We start from the raw sequence: 8535 nt of genomic DNA on the forward strand, positions 1-8535 counted from the left end.
CGCTCAGAACCTTCGTAAGATGGCCAAGCTGATCCCGATGCCCGCGTGAGCCTCATCAAGCCGACTCGTCCGCGGAACAGCGGGCGTTCACGACGAAACTACTGCCGCCTTTTTCAACGGAATCGGCACTTTTCGGACGTAGGCCGTCAAACTCGTGATGTCGGCTCATCGAAGGATTGTGTTGCAAAAGTCGATTTTCGCCGATGACCAAAATTCTGCGGGCCGTGGGTGCGACTTTCGCGTACAAGATGTGAGGGACCTCATAGCCTCACGCAAAATTCACAGGCGACTTCGGTAACGCGATTGAGGTCATACGAATCAGCGACCGCTCGCTGCTTAGTATTTTTGCGAAAGATCTTGAGCCCCGCAACTTTCGACTTTTGCAACAATATCCGAAGTAAAGCGGAACTCCCAACTGCGCTCGCCCAGTCCGAAATTGACCCAACTTAGACATGTAGAGCATCTGAGGCTGCCGATCTACGGACTTTGCCGCCTCTTCAAACGAAATGAGCCGCTGCCCCATCTCGTCCCACAAAGCCATTCGGACGCACCGAAAACTTTGAAACACCGTGATTCGACCGACGGCAGCCAGCTCCGGATGATCCCACAGTACCTCGGGTAGCCGATAGCAAGGGATCCGACTGCATAGGTGATGAACGTGGTGAACGCCAATGTTTGCCGTGAACCAACGCAAAATTGCGGGCAAGTGATAATGAGAGCTGCCATGAAGGGCAGCGTCGTGAAAACTCCAGAGCTCTTCATTGGACCAGGAGGTGTCTTCGAATTGGTGTTGAACAAAGAACAGCCACACACCAATCGACGCCGCCAGGACCATGATCGGAAGGTGTATAAGCAGGAATGGCCCAAAGCCGACCAGCCAGATCATCGCGGCCACCAGAATTGCAATGGCCGTGTTCGTGCTCATAGCACTTAGCCATGGCATCCAGCCGCCTCGCATCATCCCTATCGGCAGGCGATGCTGCAAGATGAACATATACGAGGGACCGACGCCGAACATCACAATCGGATGCCGGTACAGCCGATAAAGGATCTGACCCCATCGAGGCCGTGACCGAAACTCATGCACGGTCAACGTGTCAATGTCGCCGATCCCCCTACGATCGAGATTGCCTGAACTTGCGTGATGGCGTGCATGACTTCGTCGCCAGAGATCGTACGGAGTCAGGGTCACGACACCGATGGCTCGGCCGACCCAATCGTTTGCAAGGCGGCCGAAGAAGAACGACCCGTGGCCGCAGTCGTGCTGGATCATGAAGAGGCGGACGAGAAATCCCGCCGCCGGTACCACGAGCAGCAGGCCAATCCAATAGCCATGATCTAGAGCCACCCACATCAGAGCCCAAATGACAATGAAGGGCACAACCGTGATCACCAGTTCGAACACTCCGCGCGCGCTGTTCGGCTCGCTATAACGGGCGAGCAGGTGCATCAACGCACGGGTTTCTGGTGACCTTAAAACCATCTCTATATTTCGCCCTCCAGAAGCGGACGGCTGCGCGATCGTGGCCGCCACAATGAATAGCACTGAGCGAGGAGGCATACTGAGCAGAATTGCTCATACGTGATTGGTTTTAGCGGGTGCTGCAGCTAACAATGTCTGTTCATTGAAGGTAAGTCGGAGATGCCTGATAAGCCGGAATACTTCTGGTTTTTGACCCCCAAAGCAGACTTGAGGTCGGCGAGTATCTTGAACCGCCCCCGCCAGCTTCACCCGGTCAGCGTTTACGCTTGCGAAGGCCCATCGCGCCCCGACAATCTTTGGAACTCTCGCAAGCACAGCGCGTTTTGAACGAACGCCCCTGCGCACCATGGCTCGCCCCCCAGCCACTAGCGCAAGGACAGGCCCTTCTCGGAAATTATGGTTCTTGCACTTTCATTCGCCATTTAAGGGGGCCAGAAACCGATCGCGCTTGTAATGTGGAAATTGAAGAGCAAATCCGAAAAGCAAAAGGCGGCCGAGGCCGACGTTGCAAATTATCGGAAGGAGCGTGGCCCGTTTGTCGTCGCCGCTGACACAACGCGAATGGCGATGGTGTTCACAGATGCGAACGACCCCGACAATCCGATCATCTTTGCCAATGACAGCTTTCTGACTTTATCAGGATACGACCGAGAAGAGGTGCTTGGTCAGAGCTTCAATTTTCTGATGGCCCGCGGTGCCGATCCGAAGGCGCTGGCGCTAATCGAAGCCGCGTTCGCAAAGAGTACCGACCACTCATCGGAGATTAGCTACCGCCGCAAGGACGGCAGCGTGTTCTGCGCCGCTGTCTTCATCAACCCCGTTCGCGATCAGAACGGCTATGTTGTAGAACATTTTGCGTCATTCGTGGATATCACTCACCAGAAGCAAGAGACCGCTCACTCCGCGATGATGATCGACGAGTTGAACCATCGGGTGAAAAATACCCTTTCAACGGTGCAGTCGATTGTCTGGCAGGCTTTGCGAAAAAATGCCGTTCCCGAGGTGGTACGCGAGTCTATCGAGTCTCGTCTTTTTGCTCTCTCCCGGTCACACGACTTGCTAACTCGCGAGAACTGGGAAGGCGCGGGGCTGCTGGACCTTGTCAATGAGGCGTTAGCGCCGTTCGGCGTCGCGGACGGGCGGACGGAGCGCATTGTAATAACGGGTAACAATGTCCGTCTCCCGCCAAAGGCGACCTTGGCCCTTGGTATTGCACTCCACGAACTCGCAACAAATGCCGTAAAGTACGGTGCATTTTCAAATGATGCGGGATCAATCCTGATCGAGTGGATGACAACCAAAGGCAATCGGCTAATTCTGCATTGGCTGGAGAAGGGTGGACCACCCGTTACACTACCAACCCGGAAGGGGTTTGGCTCTCGCGTGATCGAGCGCGGCCTACCACATGAATTGGAAGGGACCGTGAACCTCGAATACCCGGTGGACGGCGTAAGTTGTACGATCAACATTCCTGCTCCAGGAGGTGTTGGCGATGAATAACTTACTATCTGGCCGCCGCATCCTTGTTGTCGAGGATGAAATGATGATCCTGATGCTGATTGAAGACATGCTGTCCGATCTCGGATGCGAGGCCGTCACCACCGCCGCAACAGTCCCGCAGGCGCTAAAGCTGATAGGCGCGCAAGTCTTCGATGCCGCCATGCTCGATTTGAATTTGGACGGCGACAAGACAAATTCGGTGGCCGACGCGCTCTCAGCACGGGACGTGCCATTCATTTTCTCAACAGGCTACAGCGGACGGGATATGAGAGACGGCTACCGCGACCGCCCACTGCTGATTAAACCGTTTAGTTTTGAGAAATTGGCCGAGATCTTTACGCAGCTACTCCCCAGATAGATCGGTCCTTACCTGCTCCGCCTACGGCGCTCGCCACCAAATGCTATTGTGAGCAATATTGACCAGAATCTCGCAACGACAGGCGTATGGTAGTTAGATCACCGCCCCGTCACGGCATCTATCGGTGACTGAGAGTATTGCCCTCCCGCCTAATCAAGGGAAACGCCAATGCTAAACCATCCTACCCCCTCGTTCTTCCATGGCAAACCCACTAGCGAGCGTCCGTTCTGTGCGGATTGCGAGTCTCCGATGATCCTTTCGCATCTTGAACCGGATAGGCCCGGCTTCGATTTGCCCACGTACGCCTGCCTTATGTGTAACGCGACTGAAAGCATCGTCGTCGCCAATTCATGACCCGCGAGCATGCGCCCTCCGCGCGCAACATATAGGAGGCTGCCATGCCGAGCACAGGGTCAGTTGCGGGCACTTTTCGGACCTGACAGGCCGGACTGACGATGTCCGTTCTTGAAGTGATTGTGTTGCAAAAGTCGTTTTACAGGGGTGGTCAAAAATTCCGAGGGCTGCAGGCGCGGTTTTCGTGTAAAGATCTGAGGGACCTCATCGCCTCACGCTAAACTCACAGGCGACGTCGGTAACGCAATTGAGCTTATCCGAATCGCCATCGCTTCGCTTTTTAGATTCTCGCGAAAAATTCTTAGGGCTGCAACTTTCGACTTTTGCAACACATTCGAAGTTAAAGCCGACTTCCCCTTTGCGCGTCCGAACTTCTCAGTTTGACCCATTGCAGACCTTCGCAGCGTCTCCACTATATCCTTCGAAGGACCCGAACTGAAAGCGCATCCAGGGGTGTTTAGGCCGTGTCTGGCCACGGTGCCTGTAGCACGTCGGAAAATCAGAAATTGGTCTGAAGATTAAGGCCAGTATAGAAGCCACTTCCGTACGTCGAGTCGCGAACAAAACCCAGCGACACACCAGACTGCATACCAAAGACGTTGAAGCCTGTTATGTGGCCTCCGATCCGGATCTGGTCATAAGTCCAGCTGCCCGAGAAGGCCGCTTCGGGTCCAATGAACAGGTTTTTTCCGATGGCGACGCCTGTCTTGCCCTGCACATAGAAGAACTCTGACCCCGTGTTGTAGTGCGCCTGGGCGTAAAGCATCGTGTTGCTGGTCGGATTGCCGTAAACTGAGGACAGGGCTTTGATGCCGAACAGCGTGGTATTGGACGGCCCCAGACCAGGTGCTGCGTATAGATGGGCGTTCACCATCGATGGACCTGCGGCAAGAAGCCATGACCAGCCATTTGAGATGAACTGATATCCGACTAAGCCGTCGAGTGTGGTGTCCAGGCCGATGCGTTTCGTGCCCGAATCCATGAAGCTATAGCGCCGAGCAGACGCGATTCCTTGCACACGCCAGCCTTGCTCCCACAGATTTCCAAAAGGAGAGTAAGTCCCGGTCAAGTCTGTATAGAAAGCTCCGTAAGAAGCGAAATCGCTGGTGCTTTGGAGCGACCATCGAGGCGGTTCTTCTGCGCTGGCGCTCGCGAGGTTCATCGAGACCAGCGCAGCCAGGGCTACGAGCCAATTGACCGCGACGGTCTCAAGCAGAGACTTCTCGCAACGCATCTTGGTCGCGGGCCGAATCATTTGATCACGTTGTCGCCGACGCCACTCTGGTTGAAATACGCCCGCCAAAGCCTGCTGTGATGTCCACGATGGCCTCTCGCCACCCAATCAGGCGTAGGAAGCCATAGAGAAAGAAGCCCGCATTGATCGAGCAGAAGCCGAAGAACAACAGGTTGCCCGACCACAGGTTCGCCCCGGCAGAAAAGATGGCAGTCGCCGTGAGGGCACACAGCGCAAGCAGATGAGATGCTGGCGCGGCTGTTCGGCCTTCGATCTTGGGTGTGCGTGCAAACGGGCTCTTGCGGCCCGTGACCACCTGCTCCAGCGAACGATAGACGCCGGCAAGATTAACGGGAACAAGCAGCAGTGTAAGCGCATAGACCCGCAACAGATCACGCCATTTGTAGCCCGTCCTCGTTAGGTCTTGACCATACAGCAAATAATACGGAGCGGCGGCGACGGGAAACCAAATGCTGGAGAACTCGCTGCCGAAGGGGATAACCAACAACAGCAGCAACCCCACATTCGCCAAGGCTGGCGATAGCAGATAGTGTGACCTAATGATCGTCTCAAGTGTACCGGCCCGGGGTGACTGCTTTCCAGACCAAAGTTCGATCAGACGCGGGAAAATAATTAGCCCGCCGTTCGCCCAGCGGCGGCGCTGGATTACGAGAGCACCGAAATCCGACGGGGTCGCGCTGAATGCCAGACGCTCCGGATGGTTGTGCAAACGCCAACCGCATGCCGCAAGATCAATGGTCGATCCGGTATCCTCAATGAGGGTTTTATCCTGGATGAAGATCGGGATCGCATTACCGCGCTCCTCTGTCATCGTTTTGATCTCGTCTAGGGCTTCGCGGCGGAGAACCGCGTTCGCTCCAACCCAGAACGTGGCATTGAAGGCTGTGAAGCCCTGATGGACCAGATACTGGATATCGGTGGTGGCGCCCGCCACCCGTTCCAGCACTGTCGGCGCATCGGGGTAAGCCGAATAGGGCGTCTGCGCGATCGCTATGCGCCGGTCGGCTTCCATGATTGAGACGAGCTTGCGGACGTAGTCGGGAAGAATGATGCTGTCGGCATCGATAGTTATGATGTAATCGGCATTGGGAACCGTGACCTCTGCCTCGGCTGCGGGCGTTTCCACTAACAGCGAAGCGCCATTCGCAGATTTCGAAATGCGGAATGTCCGTCCGATCAGCCCGATATAGCTGTTAAGGTTCATTGCCTTGTTGGGCGCATGCGAGAGATTGGCAAATTGCTTGCGCTCGAACACGTCAATGGGCACAGCGAACAGTTTCGAGAGACGTCCGTACTCCAACTGCAGTCTCGCCGCATCGATGCTCTTCCCGTTCCGAAGTTGCGCCGCCGTGCCGCGGTGCTCTCGAACTAAACGCTCAATGACTTCGCGCGCAAACAGCTCATCGGCGTGGGCGAAGGCTGGTTGCGAAAGTTCAGCGTATCGTCTTCCAAGGTCTTCAACCACTGCCGCGGCATCGTCGAAGAGAGCTCCGATGACCCGTTGTTCGCGTAAGATATTCACTGTTCCCGACGAGGTGCGTTCCAAATAGTCGCGCCCCGAGATACGAAACCGATCTGCCGCTGCGGCGAAAATCTTGTTCAGTTCGTCTACAAGGTCGCGCGTTGCCGAAAGCGTAATCAGATCGTCTCCGACACAGAGCGGCGGGTCGTCGAGAAGCAAGGTGATGCTGCGATTAGGAAATTCCGACAGTGCTGCGGACATGATCGTTTGCATCACGACAGGAACTTGTTCCTTATAGGATGGCACGAGGATCCTCACCGTCGGGCTGCCATCGTCTTCATAGAACGATTGAAGTTGGGAATTATCGGAGCCGTTGGAATGACGCTTAAGCTGGCCTATTCGCGTCAACTGGTAGACGACGTTTCCATAGAACAGGCTAAGCAAAGCAATGCTGAAGATAATGACGAGTGCGATCTTCTGCACTGAACTGTCGCCCGAGCCCAACTCGATGCTCGAGAATACACTGGCGAATCCGAGCACAAGCGCAACCATACTCGCGGCGACGGCGCCGCGCGTCAGCAAAATGTCTATCATTGAGAGCCGAGCCTAGTAGGTGTGATGCCAAGTTTTCCCGATTGCGTAAAGTTAGGAAGTTTGACGCAAGTGAGGCTGGATTCGGGACTTCACATGACTCTGGACGGCTGAGGTATCTCAGTGCCCACGGCTCAGCCTCAAAAGTGCGTCGCGGCTGTTGATGGTGGCCACTTCCGTCGACTCTTTATGCGATGAGCGAGCCGAACGATGTCGGCTGTTGGCACCTTTGAGACATGCCGGCAGGTGCAGATCATGTCTGCTTACCGGAGAAGACCGGAAGTGATCGGCGCACGGTTAAAGTGACGCGATTGACCAGCAAGAGACATCAAATTTCATCCACAGACCATTGTAGGTGCTATAAGGTTGTCATCAAGTGGACCGTCGGGGGCCGATGACGCAGAAACACGACGTGGGAATTGCGCGCGCACAGCAAATCGAAGCGGCACTTCGCGAGAGCGAGCAACGATTGCGTTGGCTGGCTTCCATTGTTGAATCTAGCGACGACGCGATAGTTAGCAAGAATCTGGATGGCGTTATTACAAGCTGGAACAGCGGTGCTGAGCGCATCTTTGGCTACTCTGCCAGCGAGGCCATTGGTCAGCCCATTACACTTGTGATCCCTCAGGATCGGCAAGGCGAAGAACGTGAGATTTTAACGCGCATCCGACGAGGGGAGCGCGTCGACCATTTTGAGACCATTCGGCAACGCAAGAACGGCGTAATGATCGTCGTGTCGCTGACCGTTTCTCCTGTCAAAGATGAAGACGGAAGAATCGTCGGCGCATCAAAGATTGCGAGAGATATTACTGAGCAGAAGAAAAATCAGGAGCTGATCGTGACTCTGGCACGGGAGGCCGAACACCGCAGCAAGAACTTGCTCGCGAACGCGTTGGCAACTGTAAATCTTTCTCAGTCGAGCTCGCCAGAAGGTCTCAAAGAGATAATCGCTGGACGCATCCAGGCACTTGCTAATGTTTGCTCGCTTTTCGCGGCAACGCGTTGGATCGGTGCGGAGATATCGGAGATTGCGACACAGGAACTAGCTCCTTATTTCGATGGAAAGCGAACGTTGATAGATGGTCCACAAACCATGCTAGCGCCAGATGCCGCTCAGGCAGTTGCGGTAACGTTGCATGAACTAGCGACCAACGCCGCGAAATACGGTGCTTTGTCCGCGCCCGGCGGCCAAGTCCGCTTGGAATGGTCACACGTAGCTGACGGTCGATTGCGACTGCGCTGGACGGAGACGGGCGGTCCAGTCGCGCACAAACCTACGCGAAAGGGACTTGGTAGCCGTATCATCGAACAAATGATCGTCCAGCAAAAGGGGGAAGTTCGGTTTGACTGGCGCAAAGACGGGCTTGTTTGCGAAATCAAGGTGCCGTTATGAGGATGTCCGTTGTTGGCCGATTCCGTTGAAAAAGGCGGCAGTAGTTTCGTCGTGAACGCCCGCTGTTCCGCGGACGAGTCGGCTTGATGAGGCTCACGCGGGCATCGGGATCAGCTTGGCCATCTTACGAAGGTTCTGA

6 protein-coding genes are annotated in these 8535 nt (G+C 55.3%); 3 read left to right on the plus strand and 3 right to left on the minus strand.

The window, feature by feature from the left end:
* Window positions 1–268: 268 nt before the first annotated feature.
* The gene (locus AC0QUY_RS41670; RefSeq protein ID WP_475391654.1) at window positions 269–1483 is read right to left on the minus strand and encodes a fatty acid desaturase; all 1215 of its coding nucleotides are present in this window, start codon (window positions 1481–1483) and stop codon (window positions 269–271) included.
* Window positions 1484–1936: 453 nt separating this feature from the next.
* On the opposite strand from AC0QUY_RS41670, the gene AC0QUY_RS41675 reads away from it, so the two are divergent.
* Both AC0QUY_RS41675 and AC0QUY_RS41680 read left to right on the plus strand, forming a co-directional pair.
* Window positions 1937–2983: an HWE histidine kinase domain-containing protein gene (locus AC0QUY_RS41675; protein WP_475391655.1), complete on the plus strand. Its 1047-nt coding sequence runs from the start codon at window positions 1937–1939 to the stop codon at window positions 2981–2983.
* Window positions 2976–3341: a response regulator gene (locus AC0QUY_RS41680; RefSeq protein ID WP_161853389.1), complete on the plus strand. Its 366-nt coding sequence runs from the start codon at window positions 2976–2978 to the stop codon at window positions 3339–3341. Before AC0QUY_RS41675 ends, AC0QUY_RS41680 begins: the two co-directional genes overlap by 8 nt.
* Window positions 3342–4194: 853 nt before the next feature.
* On the opposite strand, the gene bcsS is transcribed toward AC0QUY_RS41680, so the two are convergent.
* Window positions 4195–4950: a cellulose biosynthesis protein BcsS gene (bcsS, locus tag AC0QUY_RS41685; protein WP_161853388.1), complete on the minus strand. Its 756-nt coding sequence runs from the start codon at window positions 4948–4950 to the stop codon at window positions 4195–4197.
* Between the two features lie 4 nt (window positions 4951–4954).
* Window positions 4955–7006 (minus strand): glycosyltransferase family 2 protein, encoded by a 2052-nt coding sequence (locus tag AC0QUY_RS41690; protein ID WP_475391656.1) that lies wholly within the window; start codon window positions 7004–7006, stop codon window positions 4955–4957.
* Between the two features lie 391 nt (window positions 7007–7397).
* On the opposite strand from AC0QUY_RS41690, the gene AC0QUY_RS41695 reads away from it, so the two are divergent.
* Window positions 7398–8396: a PAS domain S-box protein gene (locus tag AC0QUY_RS41695; RefSeq protein ID WP_161853386.1), complete on the plus strand. Its 999-nt coding sequence runs from the start codon at window positions 7398–7400 to the stop codon at window positions 8394–8396.
* Window positions 8397–8535: the final 139 nt, after the last annotated feature.

This window comes from Bradyrhizobium sp. WYCCWR15520 (assembly GCF_056174665.1).

Bases quoted from the DNA above. Each gene is read 5' to 3' on its own strand.
- AC0QUY_RS41670 (WP_475391654.1), bottom strand. From the start codon at position 1,483: ATGGTTTTAAGGTCACCAGAAACCCGTGCGTTGATGCACCTGCTCGCC.
- AC0QUY_RS41675 (WP_475391655.1), top strand. From the start codon at position 1,937: ATGTGGAAATTGAAGAGCAAATCCGAAAAGCAAAAGGCGGCCGAGGCC.
- AC0QUY_RS41680 (WP_161853389.1), top strand. From the start codon at position 2,976: ATGAATAACTTACTATCTGGCCGCCGCATCCTTGTTGTCGAGGATGAA.
- bcsS (WP_161853388.1), bottom strand. From the start codon at position 4,950: ATGATTCGGCCCGCGACCAAGATGCGTTGCGAGAAGTCTCTGCTTGAG.
- AC0QUY_RS41690 (WP_475391656.1), bottom strand. From the start codon at position 7,006: ATGATAGACATTTTGCTGACGCGCGGCGCCGTCGCCGCGAGTATGGTT.
- AC0QUY_RS41695 (WP_161853386.1), top strand. From the start codon at position 7,398: ATGACGCAGAAACACGACGTGGGAATTGCGCGCGCACAGCAAATCGAA.